Source organism: Pseudomonas frederiksbergensis, from assembly GCF_003732665.1.
Classification (GTDB): domain Bacteria; phylum Pseudomonadota; class Gammaproteobacteria; order Pseudomonadales; family Pseudomonadaceae; genus Aquipseudomonas; species Aquipseudomonas frederiksbergensis_G.
Window position 1 is genome coordinate 1 of record NZ_MOBP01000239.1, and the last position, 275, is coordinate 275.

General features: G+C 37.8%; 1 protein-coding gene. It reads left to right on the forward strand.

Features of this window, described 5'->3' with window-relative positions:
• Positions 1-275 (forward strand): uroporphyrinogen-III synthase (locus tag BK665_RS35550; RefSeq protein WP_185076764.1); only part of this gene is annotated, 275 nt, incomplete at both ends.

Here is a 275-nt window from a genome sequence, read left to right on the forward strand (position 1 = left end):
GACGCTTGACCGATTGGCAAACAAAAAATATTTAATTATGCGTGATTCTTTACAAGCTGTATCGTTAATCGAAGGAATTCGTTCTCTTGGTGGCATTCCATTGCTTGTCCCGTTAATCTCATTCAAAAAAACAAGCTTATCTGAACGGGAACGAAAACTGATGAACGAATTAACAAGTTTTGACTGGCTTATTTTTACGAGTCAAAATGGTGTTCGTTTTTTTATGGCACAGTTGGAAGAGATGGGGTTATCTTTTCCGGAACATGTAAAGGTGG